Source organism: Saccharibacter floricola DSM 15669, assembly GCF_000378165.1.
GTDB lineage: Bacteria > Pseudomonadota > Alphaproteobacteria > Acetobacterales > Acetobacteraceae > Saccharibacter > Saccharibacter floricola.
Genome location: NZ_KB899334.1, coordinates 159888 through 184474 on the forward strand (window position 1 = coordinate 159888; position 24587 = coordinate 184474).

At 51.7% G+C, this 24587-nt stretch carries 26 protein-coding genes; 7 read left to right on the top strand and 19 right to left on the bottom strand.

What is annotated here, in order from left to right; genetic code table 11:
* Positions 1-88 precede the first annotated feature (88 nt).
* The 3 genes from der to F457_RS0102615 are packed head-to-tail and all read right to left on the bottom strand — an operon-like array spanning position 89 to position 3529.
* On the bottom strand, positions 89-1456 hold the full coding sequence (der, locus tag F457_RS0102605) for a ribosome biogenesis GTPase Der (protein WP_018979577.1): 1368 nt from the start codon (positions 1454-1456) through the stop codon (positions 89-91).
* On the bottom strand, positions 1449-2864 hold the full coding sequence (locus F457_RS0102610; protein WP_018979578.1) for a PQQ-like beta-propeller repeat protein: 1416 nt from the start codon (positions 2862-2864) through the stop codon (positions 1449-1451). Before F457_RS0102610 ends, der begins: the two co-directional genes overlap by 8 nt.
* Positions 2861-3529 (bottom strand): tetratricopeptide repeat protein, encoded by a 669-nt coding sequence (locus F457_RS0102615; RefSeq protein ID WP_018979579.1) that lies wholly within the window; start codon positions 3527-3529, stop codon positions 2861-2863. The genes F457_RS0102610 and F457_RS0102615 overlap by 4 nt, the downstream gene beginning before the upstream one ends.
* Before the next feature lie 110 nt (positions 3530-3639).
* Here F457_RS0102615 and F457_RS11980 point away from each other — a divergent pair, with 110 nt between their 5' ends.
* A complete protein-coding gene (locus tag F457_RS11980; RefSeq protein ID WP_018979580.1) occupies positions 3640-4566 on the top strand; it encodes a glycosyltransferase family 2 protein in 927 nt (308 codons plus the stop codon).
* Between the two features lie 7 nt (positions 4567-4573).
* Here F457_RS11980 and F457_RS0102625 read toward each other — a convergent pair whose 3' ends face one another.
* From F457_RS0102625 to F457_RS11985, 7 genes are read right to left on the bottom strand one after another with little or no spacing between them, the layout of a single operon-like run.
* The gene (locus F457_RS0102625) at positions 4574-5896 is read right to left on the bottom strand and encodes a dihydroorotase (RefSeq protein ID WP_026294117.1); all 1323 of its coding nucleotides are present in this window, start codon (positions 5894-5896) and stop codon (positions 4574-4576) included.
* The gene (locus F457_RS0102630; RefSeq protein WP_018979582.1) at positions 5886-6818 is read right to left on the bottom strand and encodes a glycosyltransferase family 9 protein; all 933 of its coding nucleotides are present in this window, start codon (positions 6816-6818) and stop codon (positions 5886-5888) included. The genes F457_RS0102625 and F457_RS0102630 overlap by 11 nt, the downstream gene beginning before the upstream one ends.
* Complete coding sequence (gene dnaQ / locus F457_RS0102635) at positions 6815-7513, bottom strand: DNA polymerase III subunit epsilon (protein ID WP_018979583.1); 699 nt, start codon at positions 7511-7513, stop codon at positions 6815-6817. Before dnaQ ends, F457_RS0102630 begins: the two co-directional genes overlap by 4 nt.
* Positions 7514-7520: 7 nt before the next feature.
* Complete coding sequence (coaE, locus tag F457_RS0102640; protein ID WP_018979584.1) at positions 7521-8138, bottom strand: dephospho-CoA kinase; 618 nt, start codon at positions 8136-8138, stop codon at positions 7521-7523.
* A gap of 4 nt (positions 8139-8142) precedes the next feature.
* Positions 8143-8988 (bottom strand): shikimate dehydrogenase, encoded by an 846-nt coding sequence (locus tag F457_RS0102645; RefSeq protein WP_018979585.1) that lies wholly within the window; start codon positions 8986-8988, stop codon positions 8143-8145.
* Entirely contained in the window at positions 8985-9770 is a 786-nt protein-coding gene (locus F457_RS0102650; protein ID WP_018979586.1) for an N-formylglutamate amidohydrolase, read from the bottom strand. Before F457_RS0102650 ends, F457_RS0102645 begins: the two co-directional genes overlap by 4 nt.
* Complete coding sequence (locus tag F457_RS11985) at positions 9767-10345, bottom strand: TlpA disulfide reductase family protein (protein ID WP_083912691.1); 579 nt, start codon at positions 10343-10345, stop codon at positions 9767-9769. Before F457_RS11985 ends, F457_RS0102650 begins: the two co-directional genes overlap by 4 nt.
* On the opposite strand from F457_RS11985, the gene argH reads away from it, so the two are divergent.
* Positions 10344-11780: an argininosuccinate lyase gene (gene argH / locus F457_RS0102660; RefSeq protein WP_018979588.1), complete on the top strand. Its 1437-nt coding sequence runs from the start codon at positions 10344-10346 to the stop codon at positions 11778-11780. The genes F457_RS11985 and argH overlap by 2 nt on opposite strands.
* Before the next feature lie 14 nt (positions 11781-11794).
* Positions 11795-11956 (top strand): LPS translocon maturation chaperone LptM, encoded by a 162-nt coding sequence (gene lptM, locus F457_RS14185; RefSeq protein ID WP_245539098.1) that lies wholly within the window; start codon positions 11795-11797, stop codon positions 11954-11956.
* Between the two features lie 67 nt (positions 11957-12023).
* Here the strand turns inward: lptM and F457_RS0102665 are convergent, their stop codons facing one another.
* From F457_RS0102665 to F457_RS0102700, 8 genes are all read right to left on the bottom strand, one after another.
* Complete coding sequence (locus F457_RS0102665; RefSeq protein ID WP_156809324.1) at positions 12024-12527, bottom strand: hypothetical protein; 504 nt, start codon at positions 12525-12527, stop codon at positions 12024-12026.
* Between the two features lie 15 nt (positions 12528-12542).
* On the bottom strand, positions 12543-13331 hold the full coding sequence (locus F457_RS0102670; RefSeq protein ID WP_018979590.1) for an MBL fold metallo-hydrolase: 789 nt from the start codon (positions 13329-13331) through the stop codon (positions 12543-12545).
* Positions 13328-14113, bottom strand: coding sequence for a TatD family hydrolase (locus tag F457_RS0102675; protein WP_018979591.1), 786 nt, complete (start codon positions 14111-14113; stop codon positions 13328-13330). The genes F457_RS0102670 and F457_RS0102675 overlap by 4 nt, the downstream gene beginning before the upstream one ends.
* Positions 14114-14116: 3 nt before the next feature.
* Positions 14117-15649 carry a methionine--tRNA ligase gene (metG, locus tag F457_RS0102680; RefSeq protein WP_018979592.1) on the bottom strand — a complete coding sequence of 511 codons (1533 nt, stop codon included), beginning with the start codon at positions 15647-15649 and terminating at the stop codon, positions 14117-14119.
* A gap of 27 nt (positions 15650-15676) precedes the next feature.
* Positions 15677-16618 carry a DNA polymerase III subunit delta' gene (locus F457_RS0102685; RefSeq protein ID WP_026294118.1) on the bottom strand — a complete coding sequence of 314 codons (942 nt, stop codon included), beginning with the start codon at positions 16616-16618 and terminating at the stop codon, positions 15677-15679.
* Between the two features lie 2 nt (positions 16619-16620).
* Positions 16621-17277 (bottom strand): dTMP kinase, encoded by a 657-nt coding sequence (tmk, locus tag F457_RS0102690; protein ID WP_018979594.1) that lies wholly within the window; start codon positions 17275-17277, stop codon positions 16621-16623.
* A complete protein-coding gene (locus F457_RS0102695; protein ID WP_018979595.1) occupies positions 17261-18487 on the bottom strand; it encodes a D-alanyl-D-alanine carboxypeptidase family protein in 1227 nt (408 codons plus the stop codon). Before F457_RS0102695 ends, tmk begins: the two co-directional genes overlap by 17 nt.
* Before the next feature lie 129 nt (positions 18488-18616).
* Positions 18617-19627, bottom strand: coding sequence for a lytic murein transglycosylase (locus tag F457_RS0102700; protein ID WP_018979596.1), 1011 nt, complete (start codon positions 19625-19627; stop codon positions 18617-18619).
* A gap of 136 nt (positions 19628-19763) precedes the next feature.
* Between F457_RS0102700 and F457_RS0102705 the strand changes: the two genes are divergently transcribed.
* Both F457_RS0102705 and F457_RS0102710 read left to right on the top strand, forming a co-directional pair.
* Positions 19764-20339 carry a DedA family protein gene (locus F457_RS0102705; protein ID WP_026294120.1) on the top strand — a complete coding sequence of 192 codons (576 nt, stop codon included), beginning with the start codon at positions 19764-19766 and terminating at the stop codon, positions 20337-20339.
* Positions 20336-21400 carry an ATP-grasp domain-containing protein gene (locus tag F457_RS0102710; RefSeq protein ID WP_018979598.1) on the top strand — a complete coding sequence of 355 codons (1065 nt, stop codon included), beginning with the start codon at positions 20336-20338 and terminating at the stop codon, positions 21398-21400. Before F457_RS0102705 ends, F457_RS0102710 begins: the two co-directional genes overlap by 4 nt.
* 40 nt (positions 21401-21440) lie before the next feature.
* Here the strand turns inward: F457_RS0102710 and F457_RS0102715 are convergent, their stop codons facing one another.
* Positions 21441-21899 (bottom strand): MlaD family protein, encoded by a 459-nt coding sequence (locus F457_RS0102715; RefSeq protein WP_018979599.1) that lies wholly within the window; start codon positions 21897-21899, stop codon positions 21441-21443.
* 145 nt (positions 21900-22044) lie between these two features.
* Between F457_RS0102715 and F457_RS0102720 the strand changes: the two genes are divergently transcribed.
* Together F457_RS0102720 and F457_RS0102725 are read left to right on the top strand one after the other, a co-directional pair.
* On the top strand, positions 22045-22887 hold the full coding sequence (locus F457_RS0102720) for an undecaprenyl-diphosphate phosphatase (protein WP_026294122.1): 843 nt from the start codon (positions 22045-22047) through the stop codon (positions 22885-22887).
* A 97-nt stretch (positions 22888-22984) separates the two neighbouring features.
* Complete coding sequence (locus tag F457_RS0102725) at positions 22985-24517, top strand: APC family permease (protein WP_018979601.1); 1533 nt, start codon at positions 22985-22987, stop codon at positions 24515-24517.
* Positions 24518-24587 lie beyond the last annotated feature (70 nt).

The window sequence follows — 24587 nt, forward strand, 5'->3', positions numbered from 1 at the left end:
ATTTTATACAGAGCTTGCTATCACGGCATTTAGGGCCGGAAGACATCTCCCGACCCGTATCTACCTTCTTCATCCATACTTCCTGCAGCTACTTGCCATCCTGCTGCACAAAAGGATTGCGGCTTCCGCGTAGCTGCAAACGAATCGGCGTTCCCGGTAAATGGAAGGTTTCACGCAGTCCATTGACCAAATAGCGCTTATAACTATCGGGCACCTGCTCAGCACGCGTTCCAAAAACAACAAAGGTTGGAGGACGTGACTTCACCTGAGTAATGTAACGTAGCTTTAAACGCCGCCCATCAACTAAGGGCGGTTGGTGCTTCTCAAGCGCATCTTCAAACCAGCGATTGAGGTCACTCGTCCCAACACGAGCATTCCATACCTCACTCGCACGGCGCACAGTTGGTAAGAGACGACGTACCCCTTCGCCCGTCAGCGCAGAGAATGTCACAACCGGAATTCCGCGCATCTGCGCTAATGAAATCTCGATACGGTCAGAAATAGCCCGGCGTGTTGCCTGACGGTCTGTCACCATATCCCACTTATTTAAAGCGAGAACACACGCCCGGCCTTCACGCTCAATCAAACGCGCAATCTGCAAATCTTGCTCGTCAATGCCGCGGTCTGCATCAAGTACGAGGACAACCACTTCTGCCATCTTCATCGCTTCAATGGAGGCAGACACTGAAACACTTTCAAGGCCCGCTTTTACGCGTGCCCGTTTACGCATACCGGCCGTATCCACGACCTCAATTGGGCCATTCTCATCTTCAAGCCACGCACTAACAGCATCGCGCGTCAAACCCGCCTCAGGGCCTGTGATCATGCGTTCTTCGCCCAGTAAGGCATTCAGTAGCGTTGACTTACCAGCATTAGGACGGCCGATAATTGCCATCCGTAAAGGTTTAACAGCCTCTTCTTCCTCTACAGTATCATGCTTGGGAAGATGTTCAGCAATCACCGACATAAGGTCAGCCATGCCTTCCCCATGCTCTGCGGAGACAGCAAGAGGCGTTCCCAACCCTAACGAATAGGCATCATACGCCCCTTGCACACCTGCACGCCCCTCAGCCTTGTTGGCGACCAACAGGACAGGACGATTTTGACGGCGCAGCCAGTTCGCAAAATGCGCATCAGCCGGCGCGATACCAGAACGCGCATCCACGCAGAACAAGACGAGATCCGCCTGTGCGATACCTTGCTCTGACGATGCTCGCATCCGCCCAAAGAGCGTTTCTGGCGCAGCTTCTTCCAGCCCAGCCGTATCAATTAAACGAACACGATGACCGCGTAACAAGGCTTCACCTTCTTTACGATCACGCGTAACGCCGGGTTCATCGGACACAATCGCCCGACGACGCCCAATCAACCGATTAAATAACGTCGATTTCCCGACATTGGGCCGCCCAACGACAGCCACGACAGGCAGTTGTCCTGCCTTGTTTTTATCAACCATATGCGCGCAGCACACCATCTTGCGTCAGTGCCAGTACTTTCCCATCGCATACAATAGGTTGCACCTGACAGGAGGCCGGAATGGAAGAAGAACCTTCCACCTTCCCCGTTATTGCATCAACCACCACCATGCCGTCTTCCGGCAAGGAGGAGAAACAAACGATCTTATTTTCAACAAGCAATGGCCCAACCCATTGCACACTCCCTTTCTGGGCTTGTTCATTTTCAAAACGCCGAAGCTGCGTCACCCAACGCACTTGCCCCGTCAAACGATCCAGACAAGCAATTTGCTGGTCTAACGACACAACGTAGAGCCAGTCTCCACACACGCAAAGCGGGTTTTGGCTGCTGACTTCACGCTCCCATAGGCGACGGCCAGAGCGCATATCAATCGCCACCATCACCTGGGACATAGAAACCGCATAGGCCGTGCCCCCAACAATCACAGGAGCCCCGCGCACACAGGCGAAATCGAGCATAGCCCCCAAACCATTACCACCACCTAAGCTATCGCTCCATACGACTTCACCCGACGTGGCACGCAGTGCGACAAGATCGCCACTACCAAATCCTGCCAACACGATGCCATTCACAATCGCAGGTGTCGCCTGCCCAAGAATACCAGTGCTGACCTCAGTGGCTTGGTACGACCATGCTTGACGCCCTGTTGCGGTCTCTAAAGCATAGAGACGCTCATCAATCGTGCTGAAGACCATCAAGCCGTTAACGATAGCAGGGGCTGAACGACCTGGAGTGATGAGATCGACACTCCATTTTTGGCGTCCCGTCGCTGCATCAACAGCCAACGCTTGAGAGACACCATCCACAATATAAAGCGTGTTGCCGTCTAGGGCTAAACCGCCACCAATATTCGTCGAACGCGTATGGCGAGCCGGTTGCAAATGCCATTGCAAGGAGAGCTGAGGCCAGCTCCATGCTCGTACATGGCCTTGCGCATCAATGGTAAACATGCGCTGGTTGCCAATAACCGGCGGAGATTGCAACGCACCATGCTCATTAGGAATAATCGCGACTAAAGCAAGAAGACTCATTGGGTCTACCTGCGCCCCGATTGAATGCGTCCATGCCTTTTGAACGCCCGTCCACCGCGCATTAACCGCTTCATGCGAGGGAGTACGGCCATCTTGAGACCATTGTGTGACGTTCTCAACAGCAGGAAGCGTAATGGATGCAGTGTTCTTCTGGCTCACACTCAACCCTGCCCCAGTGGACAGAACATCAGAACGCCGGCCGGGTAAAGCTGGCTTGCGAGGGTCATCCTCAAACATGCCACAACCGCCAAAAGACGCGAGTGCCCCGCTGGCGCACGCCGCCTTTAGGAGAGCACGACGTGGCACTCTCCTCACCTTTTCCTGCTCTTTATGTGAAGAACAAAAGCGACGAATCATCCAGCATCTCCCAATGTCTGCAACAACAAACCAGCCCGATCGCGTAAAGATTCACTGCTATCTGGTGACATCTTTACTTCCACCAACAAACGACGCGCTTCATTTTTCTGAGCTTTTGTCGCATCAGCGCGCATATCCAAAACAGCCAACCCTTCTCGAGCGAGCGAAGCCCAGCTTCCCCCTTCTTGCACGAGATTTTGATAACCTTGTCTTAACATCTCAGGAGAAGCCGTATCCATCTGCGCATTCAAGCTAAGATAACGTGCCATCTTCCTTAATGCAGGTTCGGCCTTTGTGTCATCTGAGACCTGCTTCCAAAGTGATAAAGCTTCAGACGTGTCGTGACTTTTTTGCTTGAGATCAGCCAAGGCCATAGCAGCATAGCCTCGCACACCTTGAGGAGCATGGGCAGCGAGGTCAGCCAATGTCCCAACGGCCTTAGGCTCCCCATCCGGACTATTGCGCATTTGCATTGCGTCCATATAGGCAACAGAAGCCTTGTTTTGCGCGAGATGCAGCGTGTGTTGTTGCCACTCCCAAACACCAACGCCTACACCACAGGCGAGGATCACTCCAAGAGCCACGATTCCCACACGGCCTGCAATGGTTCGGATACGTTCAGCTTGCAGATCATCGTTGATCTCTTGGATAAATTCGTCTGCCACGGTATTTCCCTGCTGGATCAGTCAGTTAACTGTAAGCAACCATACAGTGCCGCACCGCTGGCAGCAAACAGGCTAAACATGAAAGAGTTATAAAAAGGACGGAATAAATCATGCCAGTCGTTAAAGTCCTCATGATGCAGAAAGATGAAGGCCCTCGTCTTGCGCGATGGCTGACACATTACGGGCAAATTTTCGGCATGAAGAATCTTATTCTTTTTGACAATGGATCCCAAGATCCCTTTACGCTTGCCCTTCTGAAAGAAGCGGAACGCCATGGATGTCATGTGCGCTATGATCTCACTTCAACTGGAGATTTCCGGGAAAAAGGGCAGCATTTCACCAATGTTATTGCCTCTCTCGACCACGATGTGCATTACGATTTCGCGCTGCCTGTCGATTGTGATGAACTACTCTGTGCTTTTACTGAAGACGGTCTCTCCCTTCAGAAAGAAGCCATCTATGAAGAACTTGAACGTCTGAAACCCTGCCGTGGCCCTCTGACCATCAACCTATCTCTCTTCAACGTTCCACAGCAAGAAGGATGGTACGCTCCGCGTCGTCTCTTCCCCAAAGGCTTTGTACCAGCTCGCTGTGGGGCCCGAATCGACAATGGTCATCATTTCCCGACATCACAAGAAGAGCCCAACTCTACCCTAACACGTTTTACCTACCTCCATAATCATCACCGCCCCTATCAAGAGATGATCGACCGCGCCAAGGCAAAGCTTGCTTTGGAGGTCAATGACATTTCTGACCTCGAAGAGTTACGCGAGCATGAAAGCAAAGGTCTTCCCGGTGGGCATCTCGTCCGAACAGTTTTGCAGAACCGCAGACAATATAACGCCACATATAACAATGAAGTGCAGCTCTATTTCCGCGGGAACGGCATTTTACTCCGCCGCCCTCGCGAAAAAGAAGTGCGTATTTGGGATGCTCAACGCTATCTAGAACGTCATCCTGACACGGCGAGTTACGTTCCAGGGCCCCTCAGCCATTACCTGACATACGGGGCCCCAGAAGGACGCGAACTTCCCTAACCCTTCATCAAGGCTGGAATGTTACCGTCTGTCCGACCTTTTCTTCACATATTTCATCATCTTTCATGACGATATGACCACGAACGATCGTCGCGACAGGCCAACCTGTTACGGTGGTGCCATTGAAAGGCGTCCATCCAGCAGGTGACGCAATCCAATCATTGGTGATTTCCCGCTGCTTCTTCATATCCACCAGCGTGAAGTCAGCATCAAACCCAACAGCTAACCGACCTTTATTCGGCACGCCATAAACGCGTGCTGGCCCAGCGGCCATCACATCAGCAAGACGAGAAAGGCTCAACCGTCCTGCGTTCACGTGGTCAAGCATAACCGGAACGATCGTTTGCACGCCTGTCAGACCAGAGGGGCATTCCAACCAAGGCTTCTGTTTTTCACCTAGAGGGTGTGGTGCATGATCTGAAGACACGACGTCCACGCGACCATCCCGAAGAGCCGCCCAGCTTTCCAGATAATGACGCTCATCATTGCGGATAGGCGGGTTCATGACCGACAGCCCCCCCAAACGCTCATAGGATTCTGGCCCCTGTTGCGTCAGATGGTTCGCCAACAACTCAACCGTTGCAATATCACGATGCTCTTTCAGGTAGAGCAGTTCCTCTTGGGTCGAGACATGCAGGATATGAACGGGGCGATTAACTTTATGGCCGAGCGCAACAATACGTTTCGTGCCACGGAATGCGCATTCTTCATCACGCCACTCCGCATGCATCCGATGAGGCTGCCCCACATGAAAATGAGGGCGACGCTCCTGAAGGCGATATTCATCTTCTGAATGAAAGGCGACACGACGATGACCTGAGCGCAGCACCGCTTCAATCCCCTCATCGTCCTCAATCATCAGGTTCCCTGTTGAAGAACCCGCAAAGACTTTGACCGCACAAACGCCGGGTTCAGCTTCCATTTTAGCAAGCAATGGCGTGTTCTCACGCGTCGCACCGATATACATCGCCACATCAATATGAGCGTTTTTCTCAATGTGCTGGCGCTTCCAGTCCAGCATGTCGATGCTGGTTACTGCAGGGTTGGTATTGGGCATATCAAAGACAGAGGTTATCCCGCCCAAAGCCGCGGCTTTCGTCCCTGTTTCAATCGTTTCTACTTCTGGACGACCAGGGTCACGCAGATGCACATGAGCATCAATCAAACCAGGCAGAACATGCAGCCCTGTTGCATCAATCTCCTGCTCTGCTTCATCTGACGCTGTCACCGAAAAAGACGCTATGCGCTTGTCTTTCACACCGATATCAGCCTGCGCCTCTCCCCATGGGAACACGCAGGTTCCATTACGGATAATCACATCATAGCGCATCATTTCTCTCCCTCTGCGAGGCACCATCTTCTGTTAACTGAAAAAGACGAAAGGCGGCCTCTTTCACATCATCGACCTTTAATTGCTCCATCTTCCCCTCACCTTCAATGCCTGGCGCGCAAACTGTCATCGTATAAGGGCCTACCGGTGCATATTGCGACACACAGCTCGGCCCAAAAAGCCCCAGAGTTGGCACAGAAGAGGCTGCGGCTAAATGCATTAAGCCAGAATCATTTCCCACAAAAAGCCGGCATTGCCCCAGCAGACACGCAACATCTTCAATAGGGTAACGCCCCCCTAGATCATAGGCGTAGGGCAGAGCCTCCACCACAGGACGTGCCTGTTCATATTCCGCCTCACCTGGCCCATAGAAAATCACAGGGTGCAGACCCAATGTCTCCAACGCTCGCGCTAAGGCAACAAAAGAAGCTGCTGACCAAGCCTTAACCGGGCTCCCCGCCGTTGGTGCCAACGCAACCCATTGGTGTTGCTTAGGTAATATAGAGCGCCGTTTTGCTACTCTCTCTTGGCTGAGCCAAAGACGCGGCTTTGGGATGTCGACCCATCCCAAAGCATGTGCATGCTGCGTAATTTTATGACCGGGCCGGCGTCCTCCTTTTACGAGCACACGATGGCGCGCCCAGAGACCAAAACCAACAAGCGAAGACCGCAGATCCACCACCATAAACCAGCGCTGGGTAACGCATTTCCTCCATAACGACAGCCAATGTCGGTTATAGCTGCGCTTGTTGAGCGCAATGACAGCCTCACAACGGGGAACATTCTGGAACAATCCTGTCACCGTTGGGCCGCATGCAATCGTAAAACGTGCCTGCGGATAACGCTCCACAAGCGCAGATAACACGGCCATTGACAAAACAGCATCACCAAGCCTGTGAGCCGTAATGAAAAGGATCTTCATCCTTCCCGCAGCCATAATGGGTCGTTCAGCTCGGCAATAAAAGCCTTATGACGCTCCAACTCCTCATACTCAGGAGGTGCCATCGGTCGCGGAGTGCGGCCTGTCACCACACGGCGTTTAGGGCGGCCCGTCTCTGCATCATTCGCACGCTCAGGCCCTGCAAGCCCAAGCCCGCGCTGCCGCCCACCAATCAACTCCACATACACGTCAGAGAGAAGACGACAATCAAGCAACGCGTTGTGAGTGCCACGCTCAGAGAGATCAATGCCAAAGCGTCGACACAGCGCATCCAAGCTCGCAGGCATTCCGGGATATTTCTTGCGCGCCATAATGACTGTATCAATCGCACGGCTGTCATAATCCAACTCAGCCCGGCCGCAATTTTTGAGCTCCGCATTGATAAATTTAAAGTCAAACGGCGCATTATGCGCAATCATCCGACTGTCACCGACAAATGCTAGAAAATCATCGGCAATTTGCGCAAAAATTGGCTTACCTTTGAGATCATCTAACGTGAAACCATGCACACGCGTAGCTTCAGCAGGAATATCCCGCTCTGGATTGATCAAAACATGGTAATAATTCTCTGTGCGTAGATCATTCACCAACTCCAGCGCCGCAATCTCGATCACTCGATCTCCCTGCACTGGGTCCAGACCTGTTGTTTCTGTATCAAAAAGGATCGTGCGGGACATGGTTTCCTCACATTGATGAGAGCTCGCCTGTTTCAAGGCGATGGATCAGCGCATGAATCTGCCGCGCTAGATGCCCGCGCGACAACCCTGTTTGTAGCACAATATCAGCACGTTTCTTCCGTTCATGGTCAGACATTTGCCGTGCAATCAGCAGCCGCGCTTCAGCCTCGCTCATCCGCCCCCCTTCACGAGAACGCTTGCGAATACGCGCGAGCCTAACAGAGAGCGGTGCGTGAACCAGAACGACAAGGTCACATTCTTTATCGGCCCCCGTTTCCCACAATAATGGAATATCCAACACACAGAAACGCACGTTTTGCTGGCGACAAATGTGCAAAAAAGTCTGGCGCTCCTGCCTGACAAGAGGGTGCATAATCCCTTCAAGGACAGGGAGCACGTTCTCATCTCGCGCGACTAACTCACGCAGTTTCCCACGATGAAGGACACCATCATGCACAATATCAGGGAAAGCCTGTGCAAGAGCCGCAATAGCGCGGCCATGCGGCCTTTGCAGCGCCTTAACACAGGCATCTGCATCAAAAACTGGGACGCCAGCACGCTGAAAAAGATCAGAAGCTGTGCTCTTTCCCGCCGCCATCCCGCCTGTCAGGCCCAAAACCAGCATAGATTTACTCTATTATTTCTAGGTTTAAATCATGCGCAAGCAAATCGAAGACCGTTTTATCCACGTCAGGTAGCACACCAAACCAACGCTCAAACCCAGCACGCGCTTGATAGATAAGCATGCCCAGACCATCGACAGTTTGCCATCCACGCTTTTGAGCCGCTTTAAGTAAAGGCGTTTGACGGGGTGTATAGACAATATCAGCAACACGAAGCCCCTCATGGCCATCGGCAAGAGCCGCATTCCAATCGAAGTCTGGCTGCCCGTTCATCCCCAGTGATGTTGCATTAACGAGTATTGAAGCCCCTGCGAGCTGTTCAGGCCACTCTTCCCACGCAATGACCTCGCCAGCGCCTAACGCATTCACAAGGGCACGTGCTCGCTCAAGAGAACGGTTTGTAATAAGAACATCACAGCCATGATCCAGCAAAGACGCCGCAACCGCACGCGCCGCACCTCCCGCTCCAAGGATCAAGACTTTTCCCATGACACTCACACCATGAGCGGCAAGATTATCGCAAAAGCCAACGCCATCTGTGCAGTCCCCAACAATCTCTCCTTGGTCGAAGGATAAGGTATTCACCGCACCAGCTCGTCGCGCCACAGTTGTGAGACGATCACACACATGGAAGACCGCCTCTTTATGAGGAATCGTCACATTTGCCCCACGAAAGCCCGCCGCAACAAGCCCATGAACGGCTGTTTTAAGCTGTTTGGGCGGCACTGGAAGTGGTACATAGGCGCCATTAACCTGATAGGTGCGGCACCAATAATTATGCAGCAGCGGAGAGCGTGAATGACTCACCGGCCAGCCAATCACACCGGCCAGACGTGTTTCCCCATTAATCATGTGCTTTGTCCTTTTCGTCTATCCCAAAAACGCGGCAACAAGCGGGCAAGACGCTCAATCCACTGCTCTTGTCCTTCTTTATGAGCGATCTGGTCTTGTCGAATTTCAATTTCCAGCGCCGGCAATTGCCGCGTCGCGCCATGATGAGGCACCGTATATTCGTTTAAAGGATTAAGCACGTAAGGCTGATTGTCCCCTACGCATAGCCCACCTTCCTCTTCTAAGAGCTGGCGCATGATCTGAGCACTTTTGGGGTCATGATCGTGTAATAGTCCGACATGCCATGGCCGCTGCTCGGCCTCTGGCCCTTTCATATGCGGTGTAAAACTATGCAAAGAGACAAAAACTGTTTCTTCTTCCCCTTGCTGGTCTAACAAACGATCAATCTGGTCATGATAAGCGTGCAAGATAGCCTCTTCTCGCGCTTCTCTCTCATGAGCCGATAAAGAGTTATTAGCGGGAATCAGAGTTTCATCACTGATAGCAGGGATAGAGGTGGCATGCCCAGCAGCGCGGTTACAGTCGATAACCAAACGTGAATACACCTGTTCGATCAGCGCACATCCCAGACGATCCCGCAGTCCGTATCCAACCTCACGAATACCAATGTCATAAGCAATATGGCGCTCCCACTGCTCATCCGACAATCCCATATCCCCTAGTCGTTGGGGAACCTGACGCCCTGCATGATCACTGACGAGTAAAAACGGCGAGCGTTGGCGTGCTGGCCACACATGATAAGGGGCCGGGTCATGAGTGCTTAAGAAAGAAGGCTCTGTCATTTCGCCTCACGTAAAAGCTGTTGAAGACTCTGCTGAGAATCGGGGGCATCCCACGCAATCCCACCATCTGAAACCGCACGAATGCGTCCTTGGCTATCAACAAGAACTGTCATGGGCAGCCCTGTATCCTTCAGGTGGGAAAGTGCCGATTGAATGGCCGATTGCTCCCCCACCCAAATGGGAAGGCCTTGCAGAGAAAGACGTTGTGTAAAAGCAGCAACCCGCTCCGGTGCCCCACTCTCTACAGCAACCGGCACAATCGGGAGGTCTGGATGCGCTTGTATAAAATGAGACAGTTTCGGTAGCTCTAAACGGCATGGGCCGCACCATGTTGCCCATAAATGCAATATATACGGCTTCCCGCTTGGCGTTAAGCGCTGAGTATGGTCGGGGCCCTGCAACTTTAACGTAAAAGGAGCAGAAAGAGGCGCCTGTACTGTCAATTCCTGAAGTTTCTGCATCTCTTCAGCCGTTGCGCAATTGTGTAACACGGCCCCGGTCGCTAGGATTGCGGCACTAATAGTACGGACCCACCGTCTTTTTTTCTTCCAGAATGTCAACATAACGGCCATCATGACACAGCTTACTCCCGGAAATACAGAACAACACACGTCATCATCTTCTGACGCAGCCAACCCACAATGGGGTGGGCGCTTCGCAAGCGGCCCCGCTGCGATTATGGAAGAGATTAATGCCTCTGTTGGATTTGACCATATTTTATGGCGTCAAGATATCCGTGGATCACTTGCACACGCCGCTATGCTCCGCAAGGTTGGCCTCCTAACGGAGGAAGAAGAAAACGACATCCGCCGTGGCCTTGCTGATATTGCACGGGATATTGAAGAAGGGCGCTTTGATTTTTCTCCAGCTCTTGAAGATATTCATATGAATATCGAATCACGCCTGTCTGAGCGAATTGGAGAAGCAGGAAAACGTCTGCATACAGCGCGCTCCCGCAACGACCAGATTGCAACGGATTTCCGCCTATGGGTACGGGATTCGATTGATGGCGTTTTAAAGCAAACAGAAGCGCTCATGGCCGGTCTCGCAACTCAGGCATTGCGTTATCACGACGTGCCTATGCCAGGCTTTACCCATCTTCAAGTCGCTCAGCCTGTCACCTTTGGCCATCATCTGCTGGCTTATGTCGAAATGCTCAGTCGCGATGCATCACGGTTAAGCGATGCTCGCGCACGCCTCAATGAATGCCCTCTTGGGTCTGCCGCCCTTGCTGGTACATCATTCCCCATTGATCGTTCCATGACCGCTCAAGAGCTTGGCTTTGACCGCCCCACAGCAAATTCTCTTGATGCTGTGTCTGACCGTGACTTTGCTCTGGAATACCTCTCTGTTCTATCGATGGAGGCCATGCATCTCTCCCGTCTTTCAGAAGAGATTGTGCAATGGGCTTCTGCAGCCTTTAACTTTGTCCATCTCTCCGACGCTTTTACAACGGGCTCCTCCATCATGCCGCAAAAGCGTAACCCCGATGCCGCTGAGTTGGTGCGTGCTAAAGTGGGCCGTATCACCGGAGACCTCGTAGGGCTGCTCACCGTTATGAAGGGCCTCCCCCTCGCTTACGCGAAGGACACACAAGAGGACAAAGAGCCTGTCTTTGACGCAACAACAGCCATTACGCTTTCTCTCGCTGCTATGGACGGGATGATCCGCGATCTGAAACCTAACAAAGAACGGATGCGCGAATTGGCCGGAGCAGGTTTCTCCACGGCGACCGACCTTGCTGATTGGCTCGTGCGTGAGCTACGCCTTCCTTTCCGAACAGCTCACCACGTGACCGGGCGGCTCGTCAGCATGGCTGAACAAAAGACGTGCGATCTTGCTGATCTCTCACTTGAAGAAATGACATCCGTTGAGCCCAACATTAACGCATCTGTTTATGATGTACTCACCGTTGACGCCTCTCTCGCCTCTCGTACAAGCATAGGCGGCACAGCCCCTGCTAATGTCAAGAAACAGGCGGAAGCTTGGCTAGAACGTCTTTCCAAATAAGGAACGCTCTCATGATGTCTTTTGCAATCTTCAATCAACGCAGAATAAAGGCACTGGCTGTGCTAGCGCTCTGCATAACATGCCTCGGCCTAAGTGCATGTGGACGCAAAGGGGCCCCGACACCACCAGGCCCTGAGAACAAGGTCATCTACCCACACACTTATCCAGCTGATTGATCAGCTGGGTATTTTGAAGAGGTGCAAATGTCAATCACACCTCTTCAAACAATATCTCATCTAGTCGTTAGTCAGCAGAAATATCTGCTATTTCCACATTCTTCAAACAGGAGACTGGTGTTCCCTCAAGCTGTTTCGTCAACACGAGAAACACACCACCATTATTACCAAAAGAGAAAGAAACGGGGTTACCTGCTAAATACGATATGTACAGCCCTCGGGACGGACTAGGAGCTTCAAAGGGGTTTTCATCTTCTTCCAATTGCTGAAGACTTTCTTCCTCTGAAATTCCTCCTCTTCCACCTTCTTTCACATCAATAGAGACTTCTCCACCCACGAATACCGAAGCCAGCTCGGCTTGCTCGGACGGCGTAATGGTGTAAGCCTTCTTATGGCTGCCATAAAAAAGTTCAGCTTGAAAGCAGCCTCGCCGGTAAATAGTAACCGCAGCTGCCCCATCAACAAAAACCATCGGTGCTTTTACAGGCACAGCTGATAGGACACCCGGCCCCTCAGGCGAGATAAGCCAATCTTTAAACTCTTCTAGTGTTTCAAAAGACGGTTCGCTCATCATATATCTCCCCCATTAGTCAATGATCATTCCATCCCATGCCGGTTCCACGCCATTAGGAAGCGTTTCCCGTAAGGTAGGGTAATCCATATCAGGCCCCATATGTGTCAAAATTGTATGCTTTGGTTGGATGATATCACGCCACTCCAGCACACGCTCAAGCCACGCATGGGATGGGTGAGGTTTTTCCTGAAGGCAGCCGACAATCCATACATCCAGTCCTTTGAGCACATCCAATCCAGGCTCGGGGAAACTCTCAACATCCGTACAATAAGCCACCTTTCCAAAGCGGACGCCAAGACTAGCCATAAAGCCATGATTTTGCGCAATCCCAAGGCCATTTAAAGACCCCACAGAAAAAGGAGATCCGGGCTCAATAGCTTGCACCTCAAAAGCGGCGCGGTAAAAAGATCCGCCCTTCCATGGCTGGAACACATAATCAAAGCGCGCTCTGAGTTCTGCTAATGTTTCCTCAGTGGCAAGTAGTGGAAGAGGCCGGCCAATCACACGATTCACGGCCCTCAGCTCATCAAGCCCAGCGATATGGTCGCTATGTGCATGAGTATAAAGTACAGCATCCACATGACTAAGATCAGCCGCTAACATTTGATGGCGGAAATCCGGCCCGCTATCAACGAGGAGCCGGAACCCCTCATGCTCAATCACAATTGATGAACGCGTTCGCCGATTACGCGGATGCATGGGGTCGCATTGTCCCCAAATACCCGCAGGCCCCTCGCCTTCATTCCCTCCGATCATGGGAATTCCCGCAGAACCACCACAGCCGAGGATTGTGATTTTCATGAAGATGCCTTTGCAAAGAGCCGATACGCATTTTCCGTTGTCTGAGCAATAACCTCATCCAACGTCACTTCGCGTTCTTGCGCTAGGCGCGTCGCTGTATGGAGGACGTATCCTGGCATATTAGGTTTTCCACGCTTGGGAACAGGCGCCAAGAACGGGCTGTCCGTTTCAACCAACATCCGCTCCTTAGGCACCATTTTCGCTACAGCGCGAATTTCATCGCATTTAGGAAAGGTCAGCAGACCAGAAAAACTGATATACCCGCCTAATTCTAGCGCGGTTTCAGCCAAAGCTTTCCCTGATGCGAAGCAATGAAGCAGAAATGGAAACGCCCCTTTAGCATGTTCATCACGCAGGATCGCAGCAACATCATTATCAGCCTGACGTGCATGGATCACAAGTGGTAAACCTGTAGCGCGCGCCGCTTCAATATGCCGCCTGAAGGTCGCTTGCTGCGCGGGGCGCACTTCCTCAGTTCCGTGGAAATAATCCAGCCCTGCTTCACCAACCGCCACAATACCCGGTGCAGACAAGGCCTCAACCATTTCATCCAACTCAGGAAGACGCTCTTCATGCGCATAATCAGGATGTGTACCGATAGCCCCCCAAATACGCAGTTCAGGCGTATCACGCTGAACGAGGTCATTTTGCTCATGACGACGAGACCAGCGCGTGCCAATGGTTACCATCCCCTCTATCCCGTTCTCACGGGCAAACAATAAAGCATCCTCAAGTGCGTCGAGCTTATCAAGGTGACAGTGGGTATCAATCAAACCACTCATATTTTACCCTTCCTCAACAAAGCGCGGAAATAAACCTTGTGGTTTCGGCAATTGACGACCACCCGGTGTTGGTGTTTTCAGCGCGTCAATCGTACGCTCATCAGCCTGTACACCAAGTTGATCGAGCATCTTATCCATCGTGTCCGGCATATAAGGCTGAAGAAGCGTTGCCACCGTGCGGATAACATCCACCAAAACACGCAAAACATCAGCCATACGCGCTTTATCGGTCTTTTTCAGAACCCATGGTGCTTGCCGGTCGATATAAGCATTCGCAGCACGAATAAGTTTCCAAATGTCTTCTAACGCATCGCTAATCGCTAAACGTTCAATGTAATCTGAAACAATGCTCGGCAGCAATTCCGCTTGTGCCAAGATAGCTTGATCTTCCTGCGTTAAAGCCCCACGCTCTGGTAAAATACCGTCAAAATTGCGTGCCACTTGGCTTAAGGTGCGTTGCGCTAAATTGCCAAGATCATTCGCCAGTTCGACATTCATGCGCGTGATCATAGAGCGACGGCTAAAGTTGGAATCGCCTCCAAAAGGCACTTCACGCATCAAGAAGAAACGCAACTGATCCAGTCCAAACTCATCGGAGAGCGCTTTAGGATCCAACACATTTCCCAAAGATTTGCTCATCTTCTCGCCTTCAACCGTCCACCAGCCATGGGCAAACACACGCTTTGGCAGCGGCAAATTGGCGGCCATCAAGAAAGCAGGCCAGTAAATGCAATGGAAACGAATAATCTCTTTACCCACAACATGCACATCAGCTGGCCAATACGCCCATTTCTCACTGTTTAAATCAGGATAACCAGCTGCTGTCAGATAGTTTGCCAAAGCATCAAACCAGACATACATGACATGGTCAGGGTCGCCCGGTACCTCAATCCCCCAACGGAAGCTTGTGCGACTGATCGACAAGTCACGAAGCCCTTGCTTCACAAAGCTCTCAATTTCACGCTTTGGGCCAGCAGGACCGATAAAGTCAGGATTCTCTTCGTAAAACTTTAGCAAACGATCCTGAAAGTCTGTCAAACGGAAGAAGTAAGAAGGCTCCCGCACACGTTCCACGGGCGCTCCTGAAGGGGCTGTCCGGCTTCCATCAGGATGAACGGTTATTTCATCTTCCCCAATAAAAGCTTCATCACGTGTCGAGTACCATCCCTCATACGCATCAAGGTAAATATGGCCGTTTTCAGCAACCTTTTCCCACAAAGCCCGTGCGGACTTTTTATGACGTTTTTCGGTCGTGCGCACAAAATCATCAGCGGTAATGTTCATCTCACGCTGCATTTGACGGAATTGCGCAGAAACACGATCGGCAAATTCTTGCGGTGGCACCCCTTGGGCAAGAGCGCTCTGCTCTACTTTCTGTCCGTGCTCGTCCGTCCCGCTTACAAATAGAACATCATTTCCCATCAGGCGATGGAAACGCGCGATCACATCGCACGCGATGGATGTGTAGGCATGACCGATATGCGGTGCGCCATTCACATAGAAAATGGGAGTTGTGATGGTGAAGCGCCGGGTCATGTCATTATCCTGCATTTAATCTTACATTTATAAAGGACGAGAGGCCTCCAGGCTGGAAACCATGTCAAAGGCCTGCCTCATCGCCTGCCCTTTGTCTAGACTAAAGGATTCTGTTTGAGAACGCAGGGTCTCAAGAGCACTTTTTTTCTCAGCAAAGCGCGCAGCCCCAGCAAGATCGCCATGTTGTGCGGCGTGTCTTGCGCGTTGTGCGATACCTTCACCTAACAAATCACACAACAAAGCGAAACCGTCTGCCTCACGAGCAAGCTGGCCAATCTCTTGCCATAAAGCGCTTTCCATTGGCTGACCTTCCAAGGCCTGCTGCGCCAAGGCAGCAATACGCCCATCTTTATCGCGTGCCAAAAAGAGTGCCCGCCCTGGTGAACCATGCGCGCGTTTAATCACATCCATCGAGACATGAGGCAGTACAGCGCGCATAGCGTCATCTGACAATGGAGAAAGCGCAAGGCGGCGGCACCGGCTACGCAATGTCGGCAACAAGGCCCCAGGGGCCGTCGTTGTCAGCAGCAGCACGGTTTGGGCGGGTGGTTCTTCTAAAATTTTCAAAAGCGCATTGGCGGCAAAACGATTAAGAAACTCTACTCCATCAACAATCACAACACGCCAGCCGCCCTCTGTTGCGGTGTGATGGAGGAAGTTTTGGATAGGCTGCACATCGGACACAGTGATTTCCCCACGTAGCCGCCCTTTACGTGGGTCTATCTGACGTGAAATTTCCAACAAATCACCGTGCGTTCCCGCCCGGACACGCCGCCCCGTTGGGCTCATAGGGTCATCCCCCTTGAGGAGATGGCGTGCCAGCCGGAAAGCGAGCGTCGCTTTCCCGATTCCCGCAGGGCCAGAAATAAGCCAAGCGTGATGAAGACGTTCCGTTTGAAACGCATTCAGAAAACACTGCTCAGCCTCATGATGACCAAAAAGCTCTTCTGTGTGCCGAGGAGACGGCATCGTCATAAAAGGCCACGCGCGCTTAAACGCTCTTTCACGAGCTCATAAAGAGCATGATGCACCTCTTCCTCAGAACGTGCAGCATCAACGCGAATCATTCGGTCTGTTTGCTGCTGATAGGCTTGAGAAAACCCCTCACGCACGCGCTGGTGGAATGCTTCGGCCTGTCCTTCATAACGATCTGTTGGGCCTTGGCGTTGGGCCACCCTGTGTTGTGCAACCTCCAAAGGCACATCAAGCCAGAACGTCAGATCTGGCTCATGTCCGACAAGCTGACGAAGTGAGCGAATGAAAGAGAGCTTATCCGCCTCTCCGCAGCCAATGCCATATCCTTGATAAGCCCATGTCGAGTCGTGGAAACGATCACACACTACCACATGACCAGCCGCCAACGCGGGAAGAATTTGATGATCCAGATGGTCACAGCGCGCCGCCATATGCGTCATAACCTCGGCCTTCCAAGACAAGGCTTCTTCACCAAAAAGGAGCTGCCGCCGCAATGCTTCAGCCCCGGGTGTACCGCCTGGCTCTCGCGTCTGGCAGACAGACAATCCATCTGCCTTCAATGCCTCAGAAAGATGACGAAGTTGGGTGGATTTCCCAGCCCCTTCGCCCCCTTCTAGAGAAATAAAGAAACCGTTTTTAGTGTGAAGAACCATAACCCAACCGAGATAGTGCACGCCCAACAAGCCCTAAAGCTTCTACCGATTGTCCCACAAGAAGGGGCTGTGTCTGTGTGAAATGCCCTGGAACAGTCATCGTCACACGCCCCCATTCCCGCCCAGCTCTTACAGGCGCTTGTATAGGCGATGGATAATCAACACTAATCTGCACATGCTGGCGCCATCCAACTGGGATCGTCATACTCACATCCGAGGGGGCGATCAGAGGAACAGTGCGCTCTTGCCCCATCCAGACAGGTGCGCGTGCCTCCAGAACCTGACCTTTCTTAACAAAAGTCACCGTTTCAAAAGTCTCAAAAGCCCACGACATGAGGCGCTCGCCTTCATGTGCCCGCTCATTGGACGATGGCGTGCCATTCAAAACCACAATCACCCGAGTACCATTGCGCAATGAACTCGCACATAACCCGAACCCACCTGCGTCCGTGTGACCTGTTTTTAGTCCATCTGCGAGCCCCTTATCCACCAACACATTCCGATTACCTTGGCGGATATGGTTAAAGGTAAATTCTTTTTCCCCAAAAAATGGATAATATTGCGGGAAATCACGGATAAGATGCTGAGCAACGCGCCCAACATCACGTGCCGTCATGTAGTGATTATCGTCTGGCCAGCCTGTCACATTCATAAAATGCGACCCTGTTAAACCCAGACGCCCAGCTTCCTGGTTCATCATCTCAACAAAGCGCGCTTCTGAGCCAGCAATCCCTTCTGCCAGAACGATACAGGCATCATTCCCAGACTGAATGAGCATTCCCTGAATCAGCTCACGCACGGACACATTTTCACCATGGGGGACAAACATTTTTGACCCCTGCATACGCCACGCTTTGTCACTCACGGGGAAATGCTGATCAAGCTGAATACGACCAGAGGCTAAAAAGGCAAAAACAACATAAGCCGTCATCATCTTCGTCAGCGATGATGGCGGCATTCTCTGGTCTGCGTCTTTTTCGAGCAACACGGTACCGGTCGTGCTGTTGAGAACGTACGCCCAGCGTGCAGAGGTCATAAAGGGACCTGCGGGCGTCGTCGCAACACCTTCTGCGGGCGCTTCGGCACTCTCTGCATGCGCAGACTTTGAGCCTTTTTGAGGATGCGCTTTCGCACGAGCCGCAGCCGAGGCCTCCCCTAATGACCACCCTGAAAGGACTGACACGGCCGAGATGCCAGCTATTCCACTCATAAGAGAACGTCTTGTCTGCACGCTTATCCCCGCATCTATCTTGACCGAACGCACTATAACAGCCGTTCCCATCGTGATGTTGTTCTTTCTTTTACTAACGCCCCGTCCCCCTACGGTCTAGATCGTTCCTTAGACCGTACAGCGATCCCCAAGCAGGCCAACCGCCAAGGCATAATAATCGGACGGATTATAGGCACGCAGCACCCGAAAATTACGATACACTAAAAAGGCTTGCCCACCGGATCCATCAGGCTGCACAAGTTTAGCCAAACGCTGTGATGGCTCAAGAGCACGACCATTGAGCTCACGCACACCCGCACTGGCCCAGTCCGCTACCGTACGCTGGGGAGCATGCCGTGACGTTGACGCGCCTTTGCTCCCATCATTCAAGGTTTCACCTAGAGGAACTGTGACTTCTTCGCCCCAAGGCTCTCCAAACACCCACCCACTTTTAGCAAGATAATTCGCTGCTGAGGCGAAAATATCCGCTTGCGTATTCCAAATATCTTTACGTCCATCACCATTACCATCGGCAGCAAAGCGTAGATACGCGCTCGGCATAAACTGAACCTGCCCCATCGCCCCCGCATAGCTCCCCAGCATACGCGCTGGGGCAATTTGCCCTTGACCTAAAATAATCAACGCTTTGATAAGTTCTTGACGGAAAAATGCCGCTCGCCGTCCATCAAAGCCCAGCGTCGCGAGGGCATCAATCACGTTGAAGCTCCCTTGGCTCGCACCAAAACCCGATTCCAGCCCCCATATTCCCATCACAGCCGCTGAATTACACCCAAATCGCTGGCAAATACTGTCCATATTTTGGCGCATATCTTGGTATAAACGCTGCCCTTGCTGGCACCGCTCATCGCGCACAACACGCGCTCTATATTGGCTCCAGCTCAACGTAAATTCTGGCTGATGTCGGTCTCTTTTCAGGACTTTTTGATTAGGCTGCCTTGTACACGCAAAAGCCTCATCTAATATTTGGCTTGCCACGCCCTGCTCTAAAGCATCACGACGAACGGATGCACAAAAAGCCTGATAACTCTTAGCCTTATGGGCTGTCATAGAACGTGCCCAGCCGCTCTGCGATGCCGCCACACTGCCCACCAAAGCGCCCAGAAAATATCGCCGCTCCATTAAAAGCCCTCCAACTACGCTTATCTCGTTACATGTTCAGAAAATCAAAATAGGGTTCTTTTCAACATTTCGGTAATTGTCGAACCTTCCCCAACATGGCACAATCTCCGGCCATGTTCACAATATTGTCTCTCTCATGATCCGTCTTGGCCCTATTCTGGCATCTCAACCTCTTTGGTTAAAGGCACTCAGCATCATTGTTGGTACCTTCATTTTAGAAGATGTCGCAACGGTTCTCTCAGCCATTGCAACGCAAGCTCATCAAATCAACCTTTTTGCAGCACTTTGTGCGCTTTATGTTGGTGTTGTCCTCGGTGACCTTGGGCTTTACCTGCTCGGGCTCGGTGGGGCTCATTGGCCATTTCTAAAACGCTTTTTAACCCTCCCTAGTGAGAAACAAGCCCAGCGCTGGTTTTCGCGCAATATCATCAAAGTCGTTGCTATTTCTCGTTTTGTCCCTGGGGCACGCCTTCCTTTGTACACAGCCTGTGGCTTCTTTAAGGCGCCTTTCCTTTCTTTTGCTTTAACCGCCATTGTAGCAACGCTCGTCTGGACCAGCTTGCTGTTTGCGCTGTCGCTGCGTATTGGAGGGTGGCTTCTTGCCCATCAGGGCGGATGGCGTTGGGCCGGTATTATCGGCTTTGTTTTATGTATCGTTCTCATGGGCCGTTTTATTGCCCATATACAACGTGTGAGTTCAGTAGATTCATGACCGATAAGACCAAAGAACAGAACCCTCTCTCCCTGTTCGAATTCTGGCCAGGATCGGTCTTCTACACGCCTATTGTCCTGTACTGGATCATCATGGGCCTGCGCTATCGTGATCTCAGCGTCGCTACAGCCGCAAACCCTCGTATTGAAACGGGCGGCCTGTGTGGGGAAAGTAAAAGCTCTATCTTGGATATGGCCGGCCCTATCGCACGGGAAGCCATCGCTCCTTATCGCGTTTTTTATAACGGCCCTACAGCGTTACAAGAAGTGCTTGATGCCATGGATGATATGGGCACCACATTTCCTGTCGTTGTTAAGCCCGATATTGGCTGCAATGGTACGGGAGTGCGTCTTATCGCAGACCGCGCCATGCTCGAACATGTGCTGCCACTCTTCCCAACAGGTGTGGCTCTGTTGGTTCAGGAGCTTATTACAGCCCCGATTGAGGCTGGCATTTTCTACATTCGCCACCCGCATGAGGAAAAGGGCCGCATCACGTCCCTTACGTATAAAGAGGCCCCTCTCCTGATAGGCGATGGTACGTCAACGCTTCATGAACTTGTGATGCAAGACCCACGCATGAGCCAAGTACCTCAGCTTTATCTTCCACGCCTTGAAGGGCAAGAGCGGTCGGTTCTCACAAAAGGAGAAAAATTCCCGCTCGTTTTCGCAGGGAACCATTGCAAAGGTTCTATCTTCCGCGATGGACGCAATGACATTACAGAGGCCCTTACGAAGCGCATTAACGCGATCATGACCGATATTCCGGATTTTCACTTCGGCCGCATTGACGTCAAAGCCACCTCTGTTGAGGCATTACGTCGCGGAGAAGGATTTTCCATTATTGAAATTAACGGGGTTGGATCTGAGGCGATTCATATATGGGATCGTCGCACCACTTTATGGGAAGCGTATAGAACGCAATTCTACCATTATCGTCAGACCTTTCTCATTGGAGCCGCCAAGAAGAAAGAGGGTTGGAAAAGCTCTGGGGCTTTCTCCATGCTGTTTTCATGGCTCAAGCAACGGCGCCTTCTCTCTTCCTATCCAACGAATGATTGATCCTTAGAAATCGAAGGAGAGCTTCCCTCTCCTTCGACCCTTACAGCTTGCCGGCGTTGAAAATATAATTGCTAATTTGCTGTTCAAGCGACAGCAACGGCCGGGCATCTATGATCGTGCTACCCTCTGCCAAAAAAGACGCACTCTTCCCCGGTAGAATTTTCAAAACATTGTCACCCGACATCGTTGGGGCCCCGATGGTCACCGCTGTATCTGAAGGCAGGCGGATGGATTTTTCAACATCAAAGCGCACATCCGCAATCGCAAGCTCTGAGTTCAGCGTAATCGCTTCAACATGCCCAACGCTCACTCCGCCCAGCTCAACCCCCGCCCCTTTAGCCAAGCCGTTAGCTGAGGGAAAAGACGCATGATACGTTGCTAAGTCACCAACTGGCCCTTGCGATAGGCGTGCTCCATACAGCAAAAAACCGCCAGCTAAGCACAGCACTGCAGCACTTGCTAAGAAAGCTCCCCCACGTCCCTTGATCATGCTACGCATTCTCTTGGCCCTCACATTAACACTCAATATCTCACACGATGCTTCGTTCCGTGAAGAGTAACCATCATCTGACACGGTCAAGCTTTTGACACCCTACCATGTCCCGTCAATAATAGCATGAGCAAAGATGGAGTATGCGACCCCTATGACTTTATTACAGGCTCTTATTCTCGCCATTACCCAAGGGATTACCGAACCCTTCCCTGTCAGTAGCCTTGGGCATGCTGTTCTTTTACCGAGCCTGCTTCATTGGTCACTTGACCAACATAGCCCATTTTTTCTCCCATTCCTGACAATGCTCCATGTCGGCACGCTTGTTGCGCTCGCACACGTCTTTTGGAGTGACTGGGTCGGGATTATACGCGGGATTGGCGGCCTTGATGGCACCCGTGGACGCACACAAGCGCTCCATCTCTGTATTCGGCTCGTCGTTGCAACCATTCCTGCCGTTATCATTGGTGGATTGTTCGAGCATCATCTTCGCGCTATTTTTGCAACGCCTCTCGCTGTAGCGAGTTTTCTAACGCTGAATGGTGTGCTGCTCCTCGCAACAGAATGGCGTTTGAAGCGCACATCCTCTCCCACCCTTCGTGATATTGCTCAACTTAGCTTGAAAGATGCCTTTATCATTGGTTGCTGGCAATGTTTGGCTCTTCTCCCTGGCCTCTCTCGCTCAGGGGCCACGATTAATGGGGGACTAACACGCGGTCTCAGTGCCCTCGCTGCAACGCGTTTTTCACTCCTCCTCGCACAGCCCATTATTCTCGCAGCAACGGCAAAAGAAACGTGGCAGATGCGTCATCTTTCACTCAGCACTTCAATCATTGAACAGTCCCTTATCGGTGCTGTCATAGCAGGTCTCACAGCACTTATTTGCTCTCGCCTATTGCTCCGCTTTTTTAACGAAGAAGACAATAAGGCTCTCACGCCTTTCGGCATCTATTGCATCATCGCAGGTATCGGATCTGGGCTTTGGTTGGCGCTTTAACAACACCCCGCCTTGCTCTTTACACCTGTCTTCTTCCTCGGCATGAGTGTCTTATATCTTTCGATTTCGAATTATTTTATCGTAAAGCGATGCCCCAATGACTGCTCCCCATAGCTCCTCTCGCTCTTCATCATCACGCCGCAAAACAATGGAGCAAATAGAAGGGACGACTGCCTCACAAGGGCTTAAACGCAACCTCACTGCCATTCAATTACTGGTCATGGGGGTCGGCACCACAGTTGGAGCAGGCGTTTATGTCATGACAGGCACAGCCGCTGCCGAATATGCTGGGCCCGCCGTTCTCCTTTCATTTCTCATTGCCGCTGCAGCCTGTCTATTTACAGCCTTTTGTTATGGAGAGCTGGCCTCCTCCTTTCCTGTCTCTGGATCGGCCTATTCCTACGCATATCTTTCCATGGGTGAAAAAGCAGCTTGGGCTGTCGGATGGCTTATTTTACTAGAATATAGCGTCGCAGGGACGGCGGTTGCGTCTGGTCTATCAGGATATCTCGTCTCCTTATTGGAAACCTGTCACATCCATCTCTCCCCTATCGTCACGCAATCCACCCTTCAACCTCGTCCCGGCTCTCATGGCAGTGCTCTTACAGTCCATCATGGGCTCAATCTTGTCGGCTTCATAGTAGTTATGATTATGGGGACGCTTCTCGCTCGTGGAAATGAAGGGTCATCGCGTTTTAATAGCCTACTCGTCGCGCTCAAGGTCGGTGTATTAGGTCTTTTCTTCATCATAGGCCTAAGCGCTATCCACCCTGCTTATTGGCACCCTTTCATTCCCCCTTCCCAGGGGAATTTTCACTTCGGCATTGCTGGGGTTTTTCGCGCTGCGTCGATTATCTTCTTCGCCTATGGTGGTTTTGAAATCGTCTCAACAGCTTCAGCAGAAGCACGCAATCCCACACGAGACGTTCCGATTGGCATTATTGGCAGTCTCATTATCTGCACACTCATTTACTGTGCCATCGCTGCTGTGTTGCTCGGGATTGTCCCTTATCACGATCTTGATGTTGCTGACCCGCTTGCTGTTGCCACCAAAGTCATGGGCAAACCTTGGCTCGCTCTCTTCGTGAACACAGGAGCAACCATCGGCCTTTGCTCTGTTTTGCTCGGACTGCTCTATGCTGCATCACGCGTTCTGCTTACCATTGGGAATGATGGGCTTATTCCGCGTCTATTTTGCCATATCCATCCACGCCTCAAAACGCCATGGCGCGGCACAATGGTACTCAGCCTCATCATGGGAAGCATGACCGCAACCCTCCCCATCGCCCTGATTGGGGATCTACTCTGTATCGGCACGACACTTGCTTTTGCGATGGTCTGTTTTACCGTGATCTGGCAACGTAATTACGCACCTAATACCCCACGTCCCTTCCGTGTTCCCTTAGGTGGAATCCGCATCAAAGGTTTTTGGCTTGGCACCGTCCCATCCTTAGGAATCTTCTGCTGCTTTGTGATGATTGCCCCTTTGTTTTTAAACATGGCTCATGCCATTTTAACCGGAAACCCCATCCCTCTTCTGATCTTACTGATCTACCTCGCTTTAGGGGCCGGAACCTACATTCTTTACGGAAGAAAGCATTCTCTCATGGCCTCACAACACCGTTCTTAAAAACGTGATAGATAGAATCTTTCGCGCATAGAATCGCCTGCTCAATACTCTCTAGGCCATTTACAGAACG